Annotated in this window: 18 protein-coding genes; 5 read left to right on the top strand and 13 right to left on the bottom strand. The window is 72.3% G+C overall.

Annotated elements, in window-relative coordinates; translation table 11 throughout:
* Positions 1-167: 167 nt before the first annotated feature.
* The 10 genes from AC0VYM_RS25405 to AC0VYM_RS25360 all read right to left on the bottom strand — a co-directional run bounded on the left by AC0VYM_RS25405 (position 168) and on the right by AC0VYM_RS25360 (position 8567).
* Complete coding sequence (locus AC0VYM_RS25405; RefSeq protein ID WP_475456259.1) at positions 168-1757, bottom strand: polyamine aminopropyltransferase; 1590 nt, start codon at positions 1755-1757, stop codon at positions 168-170.
* Between the two features lie 91 nt (positions 1758-1848).
* Positions 1849-2217 (bottom strand): hypothetical protein, encoded by a 369-nt coding sequence (locus AC0VYM_RS25400; RefSeq protein WP_475456257.1) that lies wholly within the window; start codon positions 2215-2217, stop codon positions 1849-1851.
* Between the two features lie 12 nt (positions 2218-2229).
* Positions 2230-2742, bottom strand: coding sequence for a DUF2617 family protein (locus AC0VYM_RS25395; protein ID WP_475456255.1), 513 nt, complete (start codon positions 2740-2742; stop codon positions 2230-2232).
* A 7-nt stretch (positions 2743-2749) separates the two neighbouring features.
* Positions 2750-3349 (bottom strand): DUF4178 domain-containing protein, encoded by a 600-nt coding sequence (locus AC0VYM_RS25390; protein ID WP_431872943.1) that lies wholly within the window; start codon positions 3347-3349, stop codon positions 2750-2752.
* Positions 3350-3666: 317 nt separating this feature from the next.
* On the bottom strand, positions 3667-4521 hold the full coding sequence (locus AC0VYM_RS25385; RefSeq protein ID WP_475456253.1) for a sulfurtransferase: 855 nt from the start codon (positions 4519-4521) through the stop codon (positions 3667-3669).
* A gap of 60 nt (positions 4522-4581) precedes the next feature.
* Complete coding sequence (locus AC0VYM_RS25380) at positions 4582-4989, bottom strand: hypothetical protein (RefSeq protein WP_475456251.1); 408 nt, start codon at positions 4987-4989, stop codon at positions 4582-4584.
* An 83-nt stretch (positions 4990-5072) separates the two neighbouring features.
* The gene (locus AC0VYM_RS25375; RefSeq protein WP_475456249.1) at positions 5073-5492 is read right to left on the bottom strand and encodes a hypothetical protein; all 420 of its coding nucleotides are present in this window, start codon (positions 5490-5492) and stop codon (positions 5073-5075) included.
* Positions 5485-5847, bottom strand: a complete 363-nt coding sequence (locus tag AC0VYM_RS25370; RefSeq protein ID WP_475456247.1) for a cyclin family protein — start codon at positions 5845-5847, stop codon at positions 5485-5487. The genes AC0VYM_RS25375 and AC0VYM_RS25370 overlap by 8 nt, the downstream gene beginning before the upstream one ends.
* Positions 5848-5965: 118 nt before the next feature.
* Complete coding sequence (locus AC0VYM_RS25365) at positions 5966-8017, bottom strand: peptidoglycan recognition protein family protein (protein ID WP_475456245.1); 2052 nt, start codon at positions 8015-8017, stop codon at positions 5966-5968.
* Positions 8018-8147: 130 nt separating this feature from the next.
* Entirely contained in the window at positions 8148-8567 is a 420-nt protein-coding gene (locus AC0VYM_RS25360; RefSeq protein ID WP_475456243.1) for a hypothetical protein, read from the bottom strand.
* 1045 nt (positions 8568-9612) lie between these two features.
* On the opposite strand from AC0VYM_RS25360, the gene AC0VYM_RS25355 reads away from it, so the two are divergent.
* The gene (locus AC0VYM_RS25355; RefSeq protein ID WP_475456241.1) at positions 9613-11196 is read left to right on the top strand and encodes an NAD(P)H-hydrate dehydratase; all 1584 of its coding nucleotides are present in this window, start codon (positions 9613-9615) and stop codon (positions 11194-11196) included.
* Here AC0VYM_RS25355 and AC0VYM_RS25350 read toward each other — a convergent pair.
* Positions 11165-11659, bottom strand: coding sequence for an NUDIX hydrolase (locus tag AC0VYM_RS25350; RefSeq protein ID WP_475456239.1), 495 nt, complete (start codon positions 11657-11659; stop codon positions 11165-11167). The two genes, AC0VYM_RS25355 and AC0VYM_RS25350, sit on opposite strands and share 32 nt — an antisense overlap.
* A complete protein-coding gene (locus AC0VYM_RS25345) occupies positions 11656-12306 on the bottom strand; it encodes a TetR/AcrR family transcriptional regulator (RefSeq protein ID WP_475456237.1) in 651 nt (216 codons plus the stop codon). Before AC0VYM_RS25345 ends, AC0VYM_RS25350 begins: the two co-directional genes overlap by 4 nt.
* A 102-nt stretch (positions 12307-12408) precedes the next feature.
* Between AC0VYM_RS25345 and AC0VYM_RS25340 the strand changes: the two genes are divergently transcribed.
* The 3 genes from AC0VYM_RS25340 (at position 12409) to AC0VYM_RS25330 (ending at position 16989) form a co-directional block, all read left to right on the top strand.
* On the top strand, positions 12409-13392 hold the full coding sequence (locus AC0VYM_RS25340) for a hypothetical protein (RefSeq protein WP_475456235.1): 984 nt from the start codon (positions 12409-12411) through the stop codon (positions 13390-13392).
* Complete coding sequence (locus AC0VYM_RS25335) at positions 13389-14714, top strand: methyltransferase family protein (protein ID WP_475456233.1); 1326 nt, start codon at positions 13389-13391, stop codon at positions 14712-14714. The genes AC0VYM_RS25340 and AC0VYM_RS25335 overlap by 4 nt, the downstream gene beginning before the upstream one ends.
* Positions 14715-14850: 136 nt before the next feature.
* Complete coding sequence (locus AC0VYM_RS25330; protein ID WP_475456231.1) at positions 14851-16989, top strand: PrsW family glutamic-type intramembrane protease; 2139 nt, start codon at positions 14851-14853, stop codon at positions 16987-16989.
* 9 nt (positions 16990-16998) lie between these two features.
* Here AC0VYM_RS25330 and AC0VYM_RS25325 read toward each other — a convergent pair whose 3' ends face one another.
* Positions 16999-19377, bottom strand: coding sequence for a molybdopterin-dependent oxidoreductase (locus AC0VYM_RS25325; protein ID WP_475456229.1), 2379 nt, complete (start codon positions 19375-19377; stop codon positions 16999-17001).
* A 169-nt stretch (positions 19378-19546) separates the two neighbouring features.
* On the opposite strand from AC0VYM_RS25325, the gene AC0VYM_RS25320 reads away from it, so the two are divergent.
* Complete coding sequence (locus tag AC0VYM_RS25320; protein ID WP_475456227.1) at positions 19547-20494, top strand: HpcH/HpaI aldolase/citrate lyase family protein; 948 nt, start codon at positions 19547-19549, stop codon at positions 20492-20494.
* Positions 20495-20546 lie beyond the last annotated feature (52 nt).

The following is a 20546-nucleotide window of genomic DNA, read 5'->3' as shown; positions in this document are numbered from 1 at the left end:
CCTGCTCTCCACCGGCGTATCCGGTGGTCCAGCCGTGTGTCTCAGTGGCTACGACAGAAAACATAGCAGGGTGCGGGGCGCATGTCTACAGCGACCGGTGCAAGTTTGTGGACGTGTCGGAGGGAGCTTCTCCGGGGGTTCTCGCCCCGTGCCCTCCGTACCCTCGATCAGTAGCCGCGCCAGGCCTGACGGTCCTGGTGGTAGCCGATGATCCTCGGGTGCATCATCGTCGAGGACTCCACGTCACCCTCCCGGCGGTCGATGGGGAAGACCAGCGCCGCGCTCAGCAGGTCCTGGTCCAGGAAGCGCAGCTCGGGGGCGTCCTCCGCCAGGGTCAGCTCCGGAGCGCCGCCCGGATCGGAACCGGACACCCCCAGGTAGAAGCCCCAGTTCCCGAAGGTCGGCACGTCCACGTTGTACGGGGTGACCGCGAGCCCGGCCTCCTCCAACGAGTGCCCCACGCTCCAGTAGGCGTCCGGGGCGAAGAACGGCGAACCGGCCTGCACGACCACCCGGCCCTCCGGATCCAGGGCCTGCTCCAACAGGGCGTAGAACTCGATCGTGTACAGCTTCGAGGTACCCACGTCCGTGCCGTCGGGCAGGTCCGCGATCACCACGTCGAAGTAGTCCCGGTTGTCGCGCAGCCACTGGAAGGCGTCCGCGTTGACCACCTCCACGCGCGGGTCCTGGAAGGAGTCGTCGTTGAGGTCGCGGATCACGGGCTCCGTGGAGGCCAGCTCGATCACGGCCGGGTCGAGGTCCACCAGGGTCACCGACTCGACGTCGTCGTAGCGCAGCAGCTCGCGGATGGCCAGGCCGTCCCCGCCCCCGAGCACCAGGACGTCCTCGCGGGGCCCGTCCATCGCCGGGTGGATCAACGACTCGTGGTACCGGTACTCGTCCAGCGTGGAGAACTGGAGGTCGCCGTTGAGGAACATCCGCACGTCACGGCCGTCCAGGGACTGCGTGAGCACGATCTCCTGGTACTCGCTGCGCTCCGCGTGCGCGATCGGGTCGCGGTACATGGCCTGGCGCGCGTCCACCTCGAAGTTCTCCGCGAAGTAGTAGGCCAGGCCCAGCACCGCCACGATGAACGTCAGCCCGACGGTCAGTCCCACGTAGGCCAGCCGGGTCAGGTCCGTGCGGAACAGCCACAGCACCACGGCCACGCCGATCACCGCGTTCAGCACACCGACCATCAGGGCTCCCTTGGGCAGCCCCAGCAGCGGGAGCAGCAGGAACGGGAAGGCCAGACCACCGATCAGACCGCCCACGTAGTCGGCGGCGAACAGGTCCGCCACCGCCTCGGAGGCCTCCTGCTTGCGGATGCGCTGGATCAGCGTCATCAGCAGCGGGATCTCGATACCGATCAGCGTGCCGATCACGAACGCCAGGAGCACCAGGGTGGGCTGGTAGGCGGAGGCCGACAGCCAGGCGAAGGACCCGTACAGCAACAGGACCGACAGGCCGCCGACGAGGGACAGCAGCCCCTCCACCACGGCGAACGACAGCGCCGGCCGGGACTGGTACCGCTTGGAGAGCAGCGAACCCACACCCATGGCGAACACCATCACGGACAGGACCACGGAGGCCTGGGTGATGGTGTCACCGAGCAGGTAGCTGCCGATGGCGACGAGGGCCAGCTCGTACACCAGGCCGCAGGCGGCGCAGATGAACACCGCCAGCAGAACGAAGAACCGGGCCGCGCGCGGCGGCACCGGGAGTCGGGGCCGTGCGTGGGCCGTGGTCTCGCTCAAGGTACTGCTTTCTCAGGAAGGGACACGAGGGTGTGCGGAGGGCGTCGGGGGGTCGGGCTGGGTGCCCAGCCCGACCCCCCGAACGCGCGGACTACTTGCCGAAGCCCGAGCCTCCGCCGCGGTTGTCGCTTCCGCTACCGCCGCTGTTGGAGTTGTTGTTGCCTCCGCCGCCGAAGCCGCCGAAGAAGAAGAACCCGCCGCCTCCGCCGCTGCGGCCGTTGGAGCAGTCGTCGGTCGGGGAGGGGCTGGGCGTGGGTCCGGACGCCGTGTTCGAGGTCCCGGTGCTGGTCGAGCTGGTGGAGCTCGTCGTGCTCGCGCTGGGGTCGTCCTTCGGCTCGCAGTCGGCGTTGTTGCCGCCGCTGGAACAGGCAGAGAGGAGGATCAGCAGGGCGGTCGCCCCGCCGATCGCGGCGAGCTTGTGTCTGGGAGCACGGGCTCCCCTGGTCGTGGTCGTGGCCATGTCGGCCTCCTCTTAGGGGGTCAGGGTTGTGGTCGTCGTCACCAGCTCGTCGCTTTGCGGGTAGGCGTGCCAGGTACGCCAGCGCAGGGACGCCCCGCTGCCGGAGGTCAGGTGCAGCGCGGTGATCGCGAGTGGATCACCGGGAAAGGCGACGAGGAGCCCGCCGGGCGAGTCGGAGGCGACGTCGTGCACCTCCGCCACCCGGCGGGTGAGTTCCGCGCGAGACAACGACTCGACGACCGAGTCGAAGCGGTAGTCGCCCACCCCAGGCAGGGGGTGCTCGGCGTTGCCGGGTAGCCCGCCGGAGGAACCCGGCAGACAGGCGACCGTCTCCACCAGCTCGCCGCCGTCGGAACCGGGGCGCAGGACCACCTGGTGTGAGGCGCCGAGCACCCGTAGCTCGATCTCTCTGCCCGACACCGTGACGGTGCGGGTGGCGAGGGGTTCGACCAACGGGTGGTTCAGGGTCCAGACCAGGTCGTCGGCCTTGGTGTCGACGAAGGCGGCGCTGATGCTCGCGCGCATGTGGGTGTCAGCTCCCGGGGAAGATCGTGAAGGTACCGGGGGCGACCTTGGTTCCGGTGCTGACTTCCCAGCTGCCGTGATCGAACCGCTCGAAGGCGAGCAGCTGGCCGTCCTCGGACTCGTAGTCGGCGTAGTCCATGCCACCCTCGGCCTTGAGGCCGGTGGTGCCCTCGGAGCGGTAGGAGCCGGAGCCCTTCTCCTCAAGCTTGTAGGTGACGCCCTCAAGCTCGATGGACTTGCCCTGGGGGACCATGGTCAGGTCCGGGCGGCCGGTCCACAGGGCCAGTTCGACGTCCGGGTCCTCCTCGACCGAGAGCCAGCGCTTGCCGCCCTCGACCTCCAGGAAGTGCTCGGACCAGACGTAACCGCCCTCGGAGAGGCGGAGGGTGCCGCGAATCCAGGTCCGCTCGTTGCCCCAGTCGATCATGTCGCCCGCCTTGATGTTGCGCGGGTCACCGGCGGTGTCGGTGGTGGCGGAGGCGGCGAAGGGGTCCTGGGGAGGCGGGGGCGGTGTGTCCTTCTTCTGGGCCTGCGAGCGCTGCTTGTATATCAGGACCGCGATCACGATCCCGGCGATGAGAATCAGTAGCAGGAGGAGTTCGATCACCAGTGTTCCTCGATTCGCGGTGAAGCACGTCTTGGGGGTTCTCCCGGGGCCGGGCGGTCCCGTGCGATGTGACGCCGGTGCGGGAGGTGTGGTTCCGCTCCTGGCCGGATCGGGTCAGGGAAAGAGGGCGCTGGGGGGAACTCGTCTCGGGTGTCAGCAGTGCGCAGGACCAGCACGTTCCGGATTTTTCGGACCGTTGCCCTCCCAGCCTAGGTGGTTTTCGGCCCGTCTGGGGGCCCTGTACGCAGCGTGCCGGGAACGCCACGGGGCCCGCGCGGAAGGCGCGGGCCCCGTGGTGGTCGGTCTTGGTCCTGTCGTCAGGACCGTGGGTCCCCGGTCTCCAGGGGGAGGGAGTCGTCCCCGCCCCAGCGGCTCCACGAACCCGGGTAGAGGCGGGTCTGGCCGAACCCGGCGTGCTCCAGGGCCAGGAGGTCGTGGCAGGCGGTCACCCCGGAACCGCAGTAGGCCGTGACCGTGCGGGCGGAGTCCGCGCCGAGAGCGGCGAAACGCTCGCGCAGGACCTCGGGGGCGGCGAGGAGGCCGTCCGGGGCCAGGTTGGCGGGCCACTCGGCGCTGCGGGCACCGGGGATGTGACCGGCGCGGGCGTCCACCGGAGCGGGGGCCTCACCGGTGTAGCGGCCGTGCACGCGGGCGTCCAGGAGCAGCTGGTCGGGGTCGGCCAGCTCCTTCTGGAGGGCTTCGGTGCCGACGATGCGGTCGGCGGGCCAGGGGAGGGCGGTCCGGTGCGCCGGCTCGGTGCTCACCTCGCCCTTCTCCAGGTCGCCGGTCCAGGTCTGGAGGCCGCCGTCGAGGAAGGCGGCGGGGGTGCCCAGCACCCGCAGCATCCACACCAGGCGCGCGGCCACGGAGCCGTTCGCGTCGTCGTAGACGACCACGGAGGAGCGGTCGCCGATCCCGAGGCGGCCCAGGGTGCGGGCGAAGTCGGCGGCGGCCGGAAGGGGGTGGCGGCCACCCTCGTCACTGGACGGCGCGGCGAGGTCGGTGTCCACGTCGGCGTGCACGGCCCCGGGGATGTGGCCGTTCAGGTGGGCCTCGCGGCCGGAGCGGCCGTCGAGGTACCAGCGGGAGTCGACGAGGACCACCTCGTCGCGGTGGTCACGGAGCCAGGCGGCGGAAACGGCCACCGGCAGGGACAGCGTCTGATCGGACATGGCGACAGCCTAGTGGGGGCATCTGTCGGAGAGTCGCCGCGCCCCGACGCACGGTGGTGGTCAGGTGCCGGACGGAGAGGGGCCCGTGGAGGGGCGGAAGGCCGCGTAGGCCAGCCCGGTCAGGAGCGGGACGGAGAACCACAGCTGGTACCAGAACACCGAGCCGAGGTCGGACCACGGCATGGTGGCCACGGAGGCGGCGCCCACCAGGCCGATCGCGAACGTCACCGCGCTACGGGGCAGGTACGGGGCGGAGGGCAGGCCGTCGAGGAACAGCCGGGCCGCCAGGAGGACGGCGCCGAGGAACCACAGGGAGAGGAAGATCTGGTGCCGGGCGGGGTCGGGGACCGCGTCGCCCCAGGCCGAGAGGGTCAGGACCAGGCCGATGGCGAGGACGGTCGGGCCGCCCACCGCCGCAGGGGTGAGGGGCGTCCGACTGAGGGTGCGCGTTCGGGTGTGTGCCTCCATAGGCATCATCCATGCCCCGAGGGTGCCGGTCCATGCCTGGGCGGGCGCGTCGGCTTCGCCACAGGTCGGGCTGGTTTGAGTGGCTACGCGTCCCGGTCCATGCGGTGGACGTGCAGGATCCACCACAGACCCAGCGCCGGCAGGACCAGCGGGATGAACAGGTACCCGCTGCCGAAGTGCGACCACACCGTGTCGTCCGGGAACGCACCGGCGGCGAACACGCTGAGCGCGCCCACCACGAGGACCCCGATCATCTCCACGGACACCGACACCAGCGCGACCATGCGCGAGGTGCGTCCGGCTCGGGCCAGGCCCACCGCCGCGACCAGGTAGATCACCCCGGCGAGCACGGAGAGCCCGTACGCCAGCGGGGCCTCGTCGAACCGGGTGGCCAGCTGGTAGGAGCCGCGCGCGGTCGCCGCGAGCGCGAACACGGCGTACACCGCGACCAGCAGTCGGCCGGGGCCGGTGCGCAGGGTGCGGTCGACGGATGCCTCAGACAACGGGACTCCACATCTGCTCGACCCGGACCATGAGCACGGGGAGGATCAGGCAGGCGAAGGCGATCACGGCCGGACCCCACTTGCTGCGCTCCATGAACCCCCACACGGCGCAGGCGGGCGGCAACAGCGCGACGGTCGCGAGGTAGGAGACGAGCATGACCGTCTCACCGGGGCGCTCGCCGCCGACCATCGCCACGGTGATCGCGCCGACCTGCCCGAGCACGAGCAGCCACAGCACGCCCATGCCCACCAGGTGGGGGACGAGCATCGGCTGGTCGCGGAAGGTGGAGACGAGACACCACACGGCCATCGCCAACGACACCATCTGAATGGTCATGGTCAGCCAGTCGACCACGCCGCCTCCGCTCCGCACGTCCGCCCATGTCAGCGGACCACAACAAACTACGACGCATCGTAGTCGTTGGCGGGCACCACCGCGTACCCGGCCCCGTCCCGGGGCCGGGTCCCCCGGTTCAGCGCTTCCAGTAGAAGACGTCGGCGGTCGCGGACGTGATCTGGGCCTCGACCTTGCCGTACTGGGCCACCCGCACGCGTACCCGGCGCCCCTCGCCCAGGTTGCCCTTCCACGAGTAGGTGAAGTGGGCCCGGCCGCCCACGTGCACGGGGCTGTCGATCGGCCGGTTGCGCGCCACCTTCCAGCCGCCGTTCCCGTTCGGCTCGTACTCGGTGAGCCGGATCTGCGCCTCGGCACCGGAGTCGAGTCCCTCCAGGGTCACCCCGACGGAGATGTCGTAGTAGGCGCCCTTGGTCTCCTCGACCCCCACGAGGGCGTAGAACTCGCCGGTCTCGCCGTCGTGCCGCTTGTCGAAGGCCAGGCTCGCCCAGCTGCCGGGCTCCAGCTTCTGGGTCTTGTCCTTCTCGAACCTGCGGTGAGAGGGCATGTCGTCGTCTCCTTCAGTGTTTCCGGGAGCTTTGGCGAAGGTGCCGTCCTTGACCAGCGCGTAGGCCTTGTCGCCGGGGCAGGACGTGGAGATGAAGTCGCGGTGGCCGAGCACCTTGCCGGAGATGGAGGTGTCGGGTTCCATGAGCCACTGCCGCAGCTGGCGGACCGCGTTGATCTGTTCGGGGGTGATGGGGTCGGAGGGGCCGGTGGCCAGGGTGCAGGAGTAGTGGGAGGAGTTCCCGCCCGGCTGCGCGGCCTGGGTCCGGTACAGTCCGCGCCCTTCGAGCACGTACCCGTGGGGACAGGCCATGAACGAGTTCCCGGTGAAGTACACCGTGCCCCGTCGACGGGCCAGCCAGGTGCCGTTCGGGGTGGTCGGACACCACACGTGCCCGCCGTGGGTCTCCTCGCTGATGGTGAAGGCCCCTCGACGGGACGCGGCGGCCTTCGGGGAGAAGTGGGTCTGGCGACGCAGTTCCACCTTCCACACGGCGTGGTCCGTCGCGTCGGTGGGCGGCCTGCGGGTCAGCGAGGTGGCATGCCCGGCCAGGATGGCCGCGAACTGGAACGCTTCCGCCCCGTCCCTGTTCTTCTGGCTGAGTGCCCGTGAGCCGTTGGTCCGGTTGTTGTGCCCGTCCGCCAGAAGTGAGACCTCGATGAAGCGTTCGAGCTGCGCTCCGGTGAGGGAGGACAGGAACGCGTGGGTGGGAACCCGGTTCGGAGCCAGCTCCAACAGGACCCGTTCCGCGTCCGCGGACAGGTGGAACTCCACCAGGCCCCGGTTGAGGGCCTCACGCCAGCGGGGAACTCCGTCCGAGGCCGAGCCGGTGCGGGGGAACCGCTCGCACGGGGGGCCGAAGAGGTCGAGGAGGGCGGCCCTGATCCTGGCGACGTTGTCCGGGTCGCGCTCGGCTGACTGGTGGACGGCCACACCGGAGCTGGGTTCGCGGCTCCGGCTCTGCGGCTTGACGTGGCCCTCGGTCCAGAACCAACCGAGCAGCTCGACGAGGGAGTCCTCCCACTTGGGTTCGGCGGGCAGGCTCTCGCAGGGCGCCGACAGGGGGATGCGGTCCCGGTGGGTCAGTGACTCCGTGGTCGCCCACACCCGCTCACGGCCCTGGTCCCCGCGCTCCGCGCGACCGGTCGCGGCCCACCGTCCGTCAGCCGACTTCTGGCGTTCCGTACCCGTTCGGCGGTGGAACCGCTCAACGGGCCAGCGGTGCTGGGGGGTGGTCAGGGAGGAGTGTGAACTCCCCTCCATGCGGATGAGCGTGCGCTCGGTGGCCGGGAAGACGTTGACGGCCTGGACCGGCTGCCAGCGGGAGGTGCCGGTCTCGTGGTCGAGGGTGAGGACCGCGTCGCCCGTGCGGAGGTCGCGGAAGGACCGCCAGCCGTCCTCGGTGAGGATCTGCGTCTCCTCGTCGGCGCAGTACCCGATGTCCGCCCAACCCCGGGAGGGACCGGTGTGGAAGTTGCGGGTGTTGCGCCAGTAGGTGACGCAGGAGGAGTGGTTCTTGTCAGCGAGGTTCTGGTCGCTGCTGTCGTAGTGGATGACGAGACCGGAGCGGGGGTTGGACCGTTCGGCGGGGGAGGCACCCCAGCCCAGATCGGACCTGGACACATATTTGCTTGGTCGAGGCATGCACCCATTGTCCCCTGCGAGGACTTCTCTACGTGTCGATTCCGTGACAACGGGCTATATGTGTAGAAAGTGACCTCTGAGAAACAAGTCCCTTTTGTGGCCCCCGTGGCTAGAGGGGCCAGAGGAAGACGACGGCCTCGGCGGAGACCAGGTGCGCGTCGGCCTCCCCGAACTGCGCGGCCCACATCTCGACGCGGTGGCCCGGCTCCAACCGGTCCTTCCAGGCGTAGGTGAAACCCCCGTGCCCCACTGCGTGGGTGGTGACCTCCACCGGCAGCTCCCGCCCGAGGGAGCCGTCCGGCGCGAACTCGACCGCGCGCAACTGGACCTCCCGGCCCGGGGTGATGTTGGTGAGCGTGACCCCCACGGCGAGGTCGTACAGCGCGCCAGCGGGCTCGGTGGATCCCACCAGCTCCGCCGGATCGGTCGGCGGTTGGCCGTCGCGCAGGTCGAAGCCGATCCGGTGCCACTCCCGTGGCTTCAACGGCTGGCCGATGGACTTGGTGAAGCGGCGGTAGCCGGGTGCCATGGGTGCTTCCTCCCGTGGGAATCGGGTGGCTCCTACCCATGCCACCTGCGGTCACATCAAAAAGTAGTCCAGTATCACTCTCGGTGTCCGCACTGCTCCGGGCGCGTCCCCGTCCGAGATCGTCGCCCCGCCCGGTGCCCGTGGCGCGGCGCGGACACGCTCCCTTCGGTCCGGGACGGAGTGCTCCGGGAGGGGCGCCCCGAGTGCCGTGCGCGCTCGTTCGAAGCGGGTGCGCGTCCCTGCGGGGTGCCCAAGGGTGGCGGTGGCTCCAGGCGCGGCGGTGGCTGGTACGTGTGCCGAGGCGGAGCGTCCTCAGCGGGTCGTGTCGGGGCAGGGGGGTATCCGGGGTGCGCCGGGGCCTGTGTGCGTGGTGGTGCGCATGTTCCTTTTTGGGGTGCGGAAGGGGGCTGGGGTGGCGATGTGCGTCGGGGCGGCGGTGCCTTTGGGGCTGGTGAGGCTCGTGTACCTGCTGAGGTGGAGCGTCCTCAGCGGGTCGCGTCGGGGGAGGGGGTGCCGGGGTGCCTCTGGGGCCTCTGTGCGTGGTGGTGCGCATGTTCCTTCTTGGGGTGCGGAAGGGGGCTGGGGTGGCGATGTGCGTCGGGCTGCGAGGGAGCGCTGGTGTCTCGGGGCTGGTGTGGTTCGTGTGCCTGCTGAGGTGGAGCGTCCTCAGGGGGGGAGGTGCCTGGGGTGTGCTGGGCTTGTGTGCGTGGTGGTGCGCACGTGCCCTCTGGAGGTGCGGAGGGGTGCCGAGCGGCGATGTGCCTGGGTGCGTGGTCGTGCCGTTGGGGCTCGCAGCTCGTGTGCGTGCTGGGGCGGGTGTTACCAGCGGCGCGCGCCGGGTGGCAGGCGAGGGGGCGATGCCTCCTGTGAGGTGGTGCGCATGTTCCTTCTTGGGGTGCGGAAGGGGGCTGGGGTGGCGATGTGCGTCGGGGTGCGAGGGAACGCCGCTGGCTTCGGGATTGGTGCGGCTCGTGTGCGTGGCGGTGTGGGTGCGTTCCGGGGCGTGCGCCACGATGGAGGCACCGCCCCTCGAAAGGTGTGACCCATGCGCTCCGCCCACGTCGTCAGCGTCGTCCGGGAGGCCGAGCAGGCGCTCATGGCCCGACTGCCCGAAGGCGCGCTGATGCGTCGGGCCGCCATGGGCCTGGCCGTCCACTGCGCCCGCATGCTCCCCCGCGTCCACGGCGCCCGCGTGACGCTGCTGGTCGGCGGCGGCGACAACGGGGGCGACGCCCTCTTCGCGGGGGCGAGCCTGGCGTCGCGCGGCGCGTTCGTGCGGGCGGTCCTGGCGGGCAGGCGGGTCCACCCCGAGGGGATGGCCGCGCTGCTGGCGGCGGGCGGTCGGGTCATCGACAACGGCCCGGCCGTGGCCTCCGGGGCGCCTGAGGCCACAAGGAATTTCGGGGCTGGTGGGGAGGGTGGTGCACCTCGCGCGCTGATCACCGCCGAAGCGGAGTCCGCGCTCCTGGACACCGACCTCGTCGTGGACGGCCTGGTCGGGATCGGCGGGCACGGCGGACTCCGTGAACCCTATGCCTCGCTCGCCGTCCTGGCCTCGGACTCGTCCGCACCCGTCGTCGCGGTGGACCTGCCGAGCGGGGTGGACGCCGACACCGGCGAGGTCGCCGGGGAGGCGGTGCGCGCGGACGCCACGGTCACCTTCGGCACGTACAAACCGGGGCTGTTCGTCGACCCGGGAGCGGTGCGGGCCGGGAGGGTCAGCCTCGTGGACATCGGGCTGGAACCGGAGCTGCCCGAGGCCGGTCTCGTCCGTCCACAGGCTGTGGACATCGCCCGACTCCTGCCCGTCCCCGCCGCCGAGGACGACAAGTACCGCCGGGGCGTGCTCGCCGTCCGGGCCGGTTCCGACCAGTACCGGGGCGCCGCCGTCCTGTGTGTCGGCGGCGCGCTCCGCACCGGGGTGGGCATGGTCCGCTACGGCGGCGGCGAGGACGTCCTCTCCCAGGTGATCGCGCGGTGGCCCGAGGTCGTGGGCCTGCACATGGACCCGAGGAGCAGCACCGACCTCGGTCCGGGGCGGGTCTCGGCGGTGGTGGTCGGGCCCGGTCGCGGCACCCACCCGGCCAACGCGGACGAGCTGCGCGCCCTTCTGGAGAGCGACGTCCCGGTGCTGCTGGACGCCGACGCGCTCACCCTGGTGGCGAGCAGCGTCCCCCTCACCGAACTGGTGCACCGGAGGGGCGCGCCCACGCTGCTCACCCCGCACGCGGGGGAGCTGTCCCGGCTGCTGCCGGACACCGACCGCGCCGAGATCGAGGCGCACCGGCTGGCGCAGGTCACCCGCGCCGCGAAGCTGTACCGGTCGACGGTCCTGCTCAAGGGGTCCACGACGGTGATCGCCCACCCGGGGGAGCGGACCGTGGTCAACCCCACGGGCACCCCGCTGCTGGCCACCGCGGGCTCGGGTGACGTGCTGTCGGGCGTGGCCGGGGCGCTGCTGGCCTCGGGCCTGTCCGGGCAGGACGCCGCGATGTGCGCCGCCTACCTGCACGGGCGGGCGGCGGTCCTGGCCCGTGAGGGCGCGCCGATCAGCGCCTCGGACCTGTTGGACGCGCTGCCCCTCGCGGTCGCGGAGGTCAGGGCCGGGCGGCCTCCAGGCCGAGCCTGACGATGTCGGTGATGAAGTAGTCGCCGGGGTCGCGGGCGTCGCGCAACAGGTGCAGCTTCGAGTCGTCGACCCACATGTACTCGGTGTGCTTGTCGGCCTCCAGCACGGGGGCGGACAGGTCGCCGTCCACCCGGACCAGGTAGTCCACCTCGCGGCGGGTCACCCCGTCACCCGGGTCCCAGTCCAGCCGGTACAGCTCCGCGACCACGGCCGACAGGGTCCAGCCGGTCTCCTCGCGGATCTCGCGGGCCAGCGCCTGGAGCATGGTCTCGCCGTCCTCCACGTGCCCGCCGACGATGTCCCAGCAGTGCGGGAACACCTTGCGGGAGGCCGACCTGCGCTGGGCGAAGGCGTGGCCGCGTTCGTCGACGACCACGGCTCCGGCGACCCAGCGCTCCCCGTCGGCGGTGTCGGGGAAGACGATCCCCTCGCTGATCTCCACGTTCACGGTGCTCTCCTTCACGGGTTGCTCTTGTCGGGGGTCCCGCGGCGGGGCAGGCGCAACGTGAGCAGCTTGGCGCGTGGCGCGAGCCTCCCGGCCAGGTCGAACACGCCCTCGGTGCGGCTGCGGTCCTCGTCGAGCACGGAGAACAGGTTCACGCCCAGGTAGAAGGTGATCGCCGCGTACGCGACCTCCTGCGCGGGCAGCAGCCGTCCCAGGGGCGACCCCCCGAGCACACGATCCCACTCGCCGGCGATGAAGTCGATCCACGGCTGGGAGCGCTCATTGATCTCCGCGCGCAGCTCGGGCTTGGTGACCGCCGCCGCGACCAGCTCGGAGAACTCCGCGATGTGGCCGCGCTCCAGGTCGGTCCGGTAGATGCGGGTGGCCACCTCCACGAGCTCCTCCAGGGTGCGGGCCTGCGCGGCGAGCTCCCGGTAGAGGGTCATGCGCTCGGCGCTGGAGCGGTCGAGCGCCGCGAGCAGCAGCTGGTCGACGCCGCCGAAGTGGTAGAAGACCAGCGCCGAGTTGGCCTCCGCGCGGGTGGCGATGGCCCGGGCCGAGGCCCCGGCGTACCCCTCCTCGCGCAGTACCTCGCTGGCCGCCGTGATCAGGCGCTCCCTGGTCTCGGCGCTGTTCTTGCGGCTCCCGCCGCCGGTCCTGGCCATGGTCCTCCCTCGGGTCGGGATTCATCATACGGTTTAATCGAGTGATTAAACCGTGTGCTTTAATCATGTCGTCAAGTCAGCGACAGCCGAGGAGCCCCCACCGTGACGCAGCCATCCCTCGAACCGGACCGTCCCCCGCCCCGGGCCAGACCCACGGCGGCCCGGTGGATCCTCGCCGGGATCGTCCTCGCGGCCTTCACCGCCCTGCTCGCCGTCCGGGTGACCAGGTTCGGCGGCCTGGACCAGACCGCCCTGTTCTACGTCGGGCTGCCCGCCCTGCTGGCCCTGTTCGTGGTCCTCTGCGTCCGGGCGCGCGGCGCCGTCCGCGTCGCCATGGCCGTCACCACGGTCTGCCTGCTGGTGGCCGGACCGATGCTCGGGGAGGGCATGGTCTGCCTGCTCATCTCGGCCCCGCTGATCTACGGCGTGGTCGCCCTGGTCGCCTGGGTGGTCGACGCGCTCCGGCGGCCCAGGCGGAGCCACCCCCACGCCCTGCTGGCCGTCCCGCTCCTGTTCGCCCTGGCCCTGGAGGGGGTCGCCGGGTTCTCCCTGCTTCCGAGGGAGGACGCCGGAACGGGGTCGGTCCTGGTCACCGCGGACCCCGCCGACGTGGCCGACGCTCTCGCGGCGCCGCCCGCGTACGCCGCCCCGGACGCCTTCCTGTTGAGGGCCGTCCCCTTCCCCGAGCCGGTCGAGGCGGTCGGCTCCGGGCTGGAGGAGGGCGACACCCGGGTCGTCCACTTCACCCCGCGCCGGACCCTGGCCCTCGGCGCCGAGCCCACCCCGCGCCACCTGGGGCTGGAGGTCGTGGAGAGCGAGGTGCGCGCCGACGGCGGCCGGGTGGTCTTCGCCGTCACCGAGGACACCGCCTTCGCCAACTGGATGGAGATGGAACGAGCGGTGGCCACCTGGCGGGGCGAACCCGACGGGACGCGGCTGACCTGGGAGATCGAGTACACCCGCACCTACGACCCCTCCTGGTACTTCGGTCCGGTGCAGTCCCACGTCACGGACCTGGCCGCCGACTACCTCGCGCGGACCTTCCAGGCGGAGGCCCGGGCGCTCGCGGGAGGTGGGTCCCGATGACGCCCGAACTCCCCGCCCTGGCGGTCCGGGGTACGGGCCTCCTCCTGCCGGTGCTCGCGGTCGCGGCGCTGTGCCTGTGGCGGGCCCCCGGGCAGCGGGAGATCGCGGCGATGGTCGTCGCCTCCGGCTGGGCCCTGCTCACCCTGCTGCCGCTGAACCTGGTCGCGCAGGGGACGGGCTGGTGGTCCTTCCACGCCCAGGGCGCGGTGTGGCAGGGCGTTCCGGTGGACCTGCTGCTCGCCTGGGTGCTGCTGTGGGGCGCGCTGCCCGCCCTGATGCTCCGCTTCCTGCCCGTCCCGCTGGTCACCGCCGTGCTCGTGTGGCTGGACCTCATCCTCATGCCGCTGGCCGAACCCGTGGCGGTGCTCGGTCCGCTGTGGCTGCTCGGTGAGTTCCTGGGCGCCGTCCTCTGCCTGATCCCCGCGCTGCTGCTGGCCTTCTGGACCCGGCGCGGCCAGCTGGTCCACGCGCGGATGTGGGCGCAGGCGGTGCTCGCCCTCGGCCTGCTGGTGGTCCTGCCGGTGTACGTCCTGGCCACCGCCCCGGTCGGGCCGTCCTGGAGTTGGACTACCTCCCCGGAGGCCCTGACCGCGGGCGCGCAGGTGCTCGCCCTGATCTGCCTGCCCGGCTTGGCGGCGGCACGGGAGTTCGCGACGGTGGGCGGCGGGACCCCGCTGCCCTACGACCCGCCCTCGCGTCTGGTGACCAGCGGCCCCTACGCGTACGTGCGCAACCCGATGCAGCTCACCATCGTGCTCCTCTACCTGGTCCTGGGCCTGCTCCATCCACCGCTGCTGGTGGGCGTCCCCGTCGCCGTGGCCTACGGCGCCGGGTTCGCCTCCTGGCACGAGGGCGGGCAGCTGCGCGCGTCCTTCGGGGCGGACTGGGAGGTCTACCGCGCGGGTGTGCGGACGTGGCTGCCGCGTTGGCGGCCGTGGGCGGGACGGGCGCGGGGCACCCTGTACGTCGCGGCCGACTGCGGCCCATGCCGGGACGTGGGCGCCTGGCTGGCCGCGCGCGGACCGACCGCCCTGACCCTGCGCCCGGCCGCCGAGCACCCCGAGGTGCTGTACCGGCTCACCTACGAGAACGCGGAGGGGGTGCGGTGGAGCGGTGTCGCCGCCCTGGCGCGGGCCATGGAGCACCTGCACCTGGGCTGGGCGATGACGGGCTGGGCGCTGTCCCTGCCGGTGCTGCGCCACTTCGTACAGCTGTGCGGCGACGCCTTCGGCGCCGGACCGCGCCCCTCCAGAACCGCCACCGGGCGTTCCGGAGAACCGCCGAAAACGGACACGGTGGCCATGACCCGTCCTTTCACCTGACCACGTCCGGCAACCGAACGATCGCCGCGAACTCACATGTTCCACGGGACCCCCTCGCCGTTATGCTCATGCGGGGCCGCGCCTCCCACAGGGCACGCCCGACCCACGCACCCAGCCCCCCGGCACGAGGATGTCCATGGAAGAACAGGCGATGCTCGCGCGCGACCTCGTGCTGCGCGTCTGTGCCGGCCCCACCGAGTTCTCCCACCAGTGGATCCAGGCCAGGGGCAAGGTCACCACCCCGTTCGTGGTGCCGCGCGACCGCAACCTCATCCGGGGCGTCGTCGAGGCCGGACGGGCCCTGGGCGTCGACCGGCTCCTGGTCTGCCGCACCCGCGCGGAGTACTCCTACGACCCGGTGACCGAGGTCCCCCTCGACACCGACACCCTCATCGACCTCATCCGGGGATGGGGGCCCACCCCGACCGACTTCCTCGTGTGCGTCGAGGACTTCTCGGCCGCCGTCCTGGTCTCCGCCAGCGAACTCACCGTCGCCTCGGGACCCGTGGACTTCGTCCGCGAGATCGTCGGCCCGGACATTCCCCGGGTGCGCGCCGACTTCGCGACCAGGGCCCTGGACGCCAACCGGCCGGACCTGCTCCGCGCCGCGCAGCACTACAACTGCGTCGAACCCGGCGCCCGGCACGCGCGCGCCCCCCGTGCCCCCGGCCCCGACCTGGCCGAACGGCTCGCCCGCGGGGCCGAACGCGCCCGCGAGCGCAGACCGGGAACAGTGCGGTCCCTGCGCGCCCTGCGCGGCACCTGGGGCTGGCTCATGCTCGGCGTCCTGCTGGTCGCCCCCCTCGCGGTCCCGGCCCTGGGCGCGGCCCCGCCCGCCCTGTTCCTCGCCTACCTGCTGCTGTTCCAGCTGGCGCTGCTGGCGCGCTCCCGGACCGTCTCCTTCGCGGCGCTCCTGCGGGTGACCGCGCTCGGCGCCCTCCTGCTCTGGCCGCTGGCCCTGCTGTCCTCACTGATCAGCGGGGCTCTCGGGTGGGACGTCGACGGCGTGCTCAGCCAGACCTACGTGGCGGTCACCGTGGAGGAGGTCGGCAAACTCGTCCCGCTGCTGGTTCTGGTGCTGCTGGCCCGCCGCCGCGTGCGCCGCCTGTCCGCCGTGGACTTCCTGCTGCTCGGAGCGGCCTCCGGCGCCGGGTTCCAGCTGGCCGAACGGCTGTTCGTGGGGATCTCCGCGCCCCTGATGGACCCCGCCACCGGGCTGGTGAGCGGGACCGCGCCCGAACCGTACTCCGGGCACGCCGTCGCCACCGGCCTGATCGGCGCCGCCCTCGGCCTGGCGATCGTCGGTCGCCGGTACGGGGGCTGGCTGTGGCTGCTTCCGGTCCTGGCCACCTCGCTGGTGTTCCTGGACCACCTGGACGTCAACGCCCGGGCGGCTGGGGCCCGCCTCGACGGCTTCTCCACCCTCGTGCACACGCTGTTCGGCGGCGGCGCGCTCACCCCGTGGCTGCTGCTGCTCGCCCTGCTGTTCGCGGTGGCCATGGACTACCGGGTGATCGCCACGGCGGCCGAGACCACGCCCCCGCTGCCCGGCCGGACCCCGCTGCCGGGGCTGCGCCGCTGGGCGCACGGCAGGTCGGTGGCCCTGCGGGTGCGCGTCCCCGCCGACATCGCCCCGCTCTTCCGTCGGATCGCGCTGTCCTGGGTGAACCTGCCGGTCACCCTCGCCACCACGCTCACCACGATCGCGCACGAGCTCGCCACCGCCACCATGGCCGCCAAACAGGGCCCGGGAGCCCTGGCCGACGCGCTGCGGTTCCTCCGCTGGCGACGGGCCAACGCCATGGGCGAGGCCCGATCACGGGGCCGGAGCTGGCGCCGCTATCCCTCCCAGGAGGAGCTGGCCGACAACGCCCGCGACCTGGCCCGCCGGATCGGCCTGGCCGGGACCGGGGGCATCGTGGTGGCCGTCGCCGCGCTGCTCGTCCTCGGGGCCGGGGCGGTGCCGGAAACCGCGCCAGAGGGGACCCCCGGCTACGCGGTGCGGGCGGTGGAGCTGTTCCTCGGCTGGGTCACGGCGGCCGACACCGCCACCCTGGTGTGGACCTCCCTCACCGGACTGGCCGTGCTCACCCTGCTCACCACGGGCAACGCCGTGCCGCGCGCGCACCCGCGCATGGGTGAGTTCCTGCGCGCCCCCACCGCCAACACCGGAGCGATCCTGGGCATGCTCGCCCCCGGCCAGGTCGGCTACGCGTTCCTGGGGCTGGTCGGGCTCATCCTGCCCGCCGGGGTGAACCGCCTGATCCGCCGCTGACCGACCCGGTCAGCCCTCGAACGGCTCCACACCCACCGGGGGGTCGAACGCGCGGACCCTCGGCGGGGTGCCCGCGTACGGCTCCACCCGCACCCGCACCAACTGGCCGGTGCAGCCCTGGGACAGGGACGAGGTGCCCACGTCCTCGGTGAGGGCGTTCGGGTTGCCGTGCACGCAGGTGACGTCGGCGCCCGACGGGTCGTACCAGGCACCGGTCGAGAGCTGGACCACCCCCGGCCGCAGGGCGTCGCTCACCACGAGCCCGGCCAGGCACGACCCCCGCGCGGCGGACACCCGCACCACGTCGCCGTCGCGGACCCCGGCCCGCTCGGCGTCGTCGGGGTGCATGCGCAGCGGGTCGCGGCCGTGGACCTTCCGGGACGCGCTGTACCCGCCCATGTCCTGCTGGCTGTGCAGACGGGTGGCGGGCTGGTTGGCGACCAGCACCAGCGGCCGTTCGTCACCGCCGACGGCACGGTGTCGTCCGCCCGGCCCGTCCTCCGAGCCGTCCTGCCCGGTCACCGCGGGACCGGGCAGCCAGACCGGGAGCCCGGGGCAGTCCTCGTAGCCGAAGGACGCGATGGTCTCCGAGTACAGCTCGATCCGCCCGCTCGGGGTCCGCAACGCGTTGCCCTCGGGATCCGCACGGAACTCGCCCAGGTGGGTCTCGTCCTGGACCCGGGCGGGCATGTCGATCCGGCCCCGCTCCCAGAACTCGTCGAAGCCGGGGACCTCCAGGTCGCGGCGGGCCAGCAGCGCCCGCCACCGCTCGTAGACCACCCGCGTCCACTCGCCGCTGGTCCGGCCCTCGGTGAACTCCTCCCGCACGCCCAGGCGTTCGGCCAGGTCGGCGTAGGTGTCGTACTCGTCGCGCGCCTGCCCGTGCGGCGGGACCACGCGGGGCATCGCGCGCAGCGCCAGGTCGCCCTGGCTGGCCGCCAGGTCGTTCCGCTCCAGCACGGTGGTCGAGGGGATCACGATGTCGGCGTGCCGCGCGGTGGCCGTCCAGTGCGTCTCGTGCACCACCACGGTCTCCGGACGGCCGAAGGCCGTGGTCAGCCGGGCCAGGTCCTGGTGGTGGTGGAAGGGGTTGCCGCCCGCCCAGTACACGAGTCTGATGTCCGGGAAGACACGGCTCTCGCCGTTGAAGTCGTAGGTCTGCCCTGGACGCAGCAGCATGTCGGAGACCAGCGCGACCGGGATGGACGAGCGCACCGCGTTGTTCCCCTGCGGCATGCGCGGCAGCCCCAGCGGGGTGGCCCCGCCCCCGTAGTTGCCCATGGAGCCGTACCCGGACGCGAACCCCGCCCCGGGCAGCCCCACCTGGCCCAGGGCACAGGCCAGCGCGAACCCCGCCCACAGCGGCTGCTCGCCGTACCGCGCCCGCTGGAGCGACCAGCCCACGTTCACCAGGGTGCGCTTCTCGGCCATCCGCCGGGCCAGGGCGCGCAGGTCGGCGGCGGGCACCCCGCTCACCCGCTCGGCCCACTCGGGGGAGCGCTCCACCCCGCCCGGGTTCCCGCGCTCGTCCCGCTCACCCAGGACGTAGGCGCGCAGCCGGTCGGCGCCCACCGTGTGGCGGTCCAGGAAGGCGGTGTCGGCCAGCCCCTCGCGGAACAGCACGTGCATGAGGGCCAGCATCACGGCGGTGTCCGTCCCCGGGCGCAGCGAGACCCACGCCGACTTCACCCCGGCGTCGGTGTCGTCGCGCAACGGGGACACCGACACGAACTCCACCCCGGCGTCCGAGGCCGCCCGCATCGCCGCCCCGGCGGTCTGGGCGGCCCGACCGCCCGAGGTCGTCCACGTGTTGGAGACCCGCAGCCCGCCGAAGCTCACCAGCAGCTCGGTGTGCTCCCGGATGCGTTCCCAGGACGGCACCCGGCTGAACAGGCGGTTGGCGTCCCTCGTGCCGATCAGATGGGGGAACAGCACCTCCAGGGCGGCGTGGCTGTAGGTGTTCACCGACCGCGTGTACCCGCCGACGGTGTTCAGGAACCGGTGCAGCTGGCTCTGCGCGTGGTGGACGCGGCCCGCGCTGCCCCAGCCGTAGGAACCCCCGTAGATCGCCTCGTTGCCGTGCTCCGTGCGCACCCGGTCCAGCTCCTTGGCGAGCAGGTCCAGCACGGTGGACCACTCCACCTCCACGTAGGCGTCCTCCGGGTCGCCCCGGCGCGGATCCGGGCCGGGGCCGTGTTCCAGCCACCGGCGGCGCACCGCCGGGCGGGCCACCCGGGTGCGGTGGTGCTGGGCGGCGGGGGTGTTGCCGATGACGGGAGACGCCTCCGGGTCCTCCGGGTTGGCGCGTACCCCGACCACCCGGTCGTCGTGGACCTCGACCTGGTAGCTGCCCCAGTGGGCGCTGGTCGGGCGAAGCGTCGCGGACATGTGCACTCCCGTGTTCCCCTGCGTGGCCACGGACGGCGGTACGGACCCCCGTCCCGGCTCACACTCTACGCAGCGACGGGGGCGCGCCTCGTGCGGCGCCCGCGGCCGGTGCGATGATGAGCCGCGCAGCCAACACGAGTGGACACACACGGCAGGGGAGCGGACGACGATGGGCGAACTCAGGTCACGGCGGTCGGTACTCGCGGTCCCGGGGTCCAACCCCCGGTTCGTGGAGAAGGCCCGGGGACTGGACACGGACGCCATCTTCCTCGACCTGGAGGACGCCGTGGCGCCGCTGGAGAAGGAGGCCGCCCGCGCCACCGTGGTCCGGGCGCTCAACGACGGCGGCTGGGAGGGCCGGGTCCGGTCGGTGCGCGTCAACGACGTCTCCACCCCATGGGCCTACCGCGACGTCATCGCCGTGGTCGAGGGCGCCGGAGCCCACCTCGACACCCTGGTCCTGCCCAAGGTCACCGGGGCCCGGGACGTCCACTGGCTGGACACCCTCCTCACCCAGATCGAACGCGCCTCCGACCTGCCGGTCGGCCGGATCGGGATCGAGGCGCAGATCGAGGACGCCAGGGGCCTGGTCGAGGTGGACCGGATCGCCGCCGCCTCACCCCGCCTGGAGACGCTGGTCTACGGACCGGCCGACTTCATGGCCTCCGTCAACATGAAGAGCCTGGTGGTGGGGGAGCAGCCGCCCGGCTACGACACCGGCGACGCCTACCACCACGTGCTCATGCGCATCCTCGTGGCGGCGCGCGCCCACGGGCTCCAGGCCATCGACGGCCCCTACCTCCAGATCCGCGACGTCGACGCCCTCCGCCGGGCGGCCGGGCGCACCGCCGCGCTCGGGTTCGACGGCAAGTGGGTCCTGCACCCGCTCCAGGTGGAGGCGGCCAACGAGGCCTACGCCCCCTCCCAGCAGGACTACGACCACGCCGAACTGATCCTGGACGCCTACGCGCACGCCACCACCGTGGACCGGCGCGGCGCCGTGATGCTCGGTGAGGAGATGCTCGACGAGGCCTCCCGCAAGATGGCGCTGGTGGTGGCGGGCAAGGGCCGCGCCGCCGGGCTCAGCCGTACCCGGACCCTCGACCCCGACGCCTGAGCCATCGGTCTCGTATCCCTCCGGCCCGCCTCTTACCGACCTCTCACCAAGG

The organism is Nocardiopsis sp. iso_237, from assembly GCF_056173345.1.
Note: the sequence above shows the minus strand (reverse complement) of the source record. Positions and strands in the feature narration are given on the sequence as shown.

Bases quoted from the DNA above. Each gene is read 5' to 3' on its own strand.
- AC0VYM_RS25355 (WP_475456241.1), top strand. From the start codon at position 9,613: ATGCGCTCCGCCCACGTCGTCAGCGTCGTCCGGGAGGCCGAGCAGGCG.
- AC0VYM_RS25360 (WP_475456243.1), bottom strand. From the start codon at position 8,567: ATGGCACCCGGCTACCGCCGCTTCACCAAGTCCATCGGCCAGCCGTTG.
- AC0VYM_RS25345 (WP_475456237.1), bottom strand. From the start codon at position 12,306: ATGGCCAGGACCGGCGGCGGGAGCCGCAAGAACAGCGCCGAGACCAGG.
- AC0VYM_RS25385 (WP_475456253.1), bottom strand. From the start codon at position 4,521: ATGTCCGATCAGACGCTGTCCCTGCCGGTGGCCGTTTCCGCCGCCTGG.
- AC0VYM_RS25325 (WP_475456229.1), bottom strand. From the start codon at position 19,377: ATGTCCGCGACGCTTCGCCCGACCAGCGCCCACTGGGGCAGCTACCAG.
- AC0VYM_RS25330 (WP_475456231.1), top strand. From the start codon at position 14,851: ATGGAAGAACAGGCGATGCTCGCGCGCGACCTCGTGCTGCGCGTCTGT.
- AC0VYM_RS25400 (WP_475456257.1), bottom strand. From the start codon at position 2,217: ATGGCCACGACCACGACCAGGGGAGCCCGTGCTCCCAGACACAAGCTC.
- AC0VYM_RS25320 (WP_475456227.1), top strand. From the start codon at position 19,547: ATGGGCGAACTCAGGTCACGGCGGTCGGTACTCGCGGTCCCGGGGTCC.
- AC0VYM_RS25335 (WP_475456233.1), top strand. From the start codon at position 13,389: ATGACGCCCGAACTCCCCGCCCTGGCGGTCCGGGGTACGGGCCTCCTC.
- AC0VYM_RS25380 (WP_475456251.1), bottom strand. From the start codon at position 4,989: ATGGAGGCACACACCCGAACGCGCACCCTCAGTCGGACGCCCCTCACC.
- AC0VYM_RS25395 (WP_475456255.1), bottom strand. From the start codon at position 2,742: ATGCGCGCGAGCATCAGCGCCGCCTTCGTCGACACCAAGGCCGACGAC.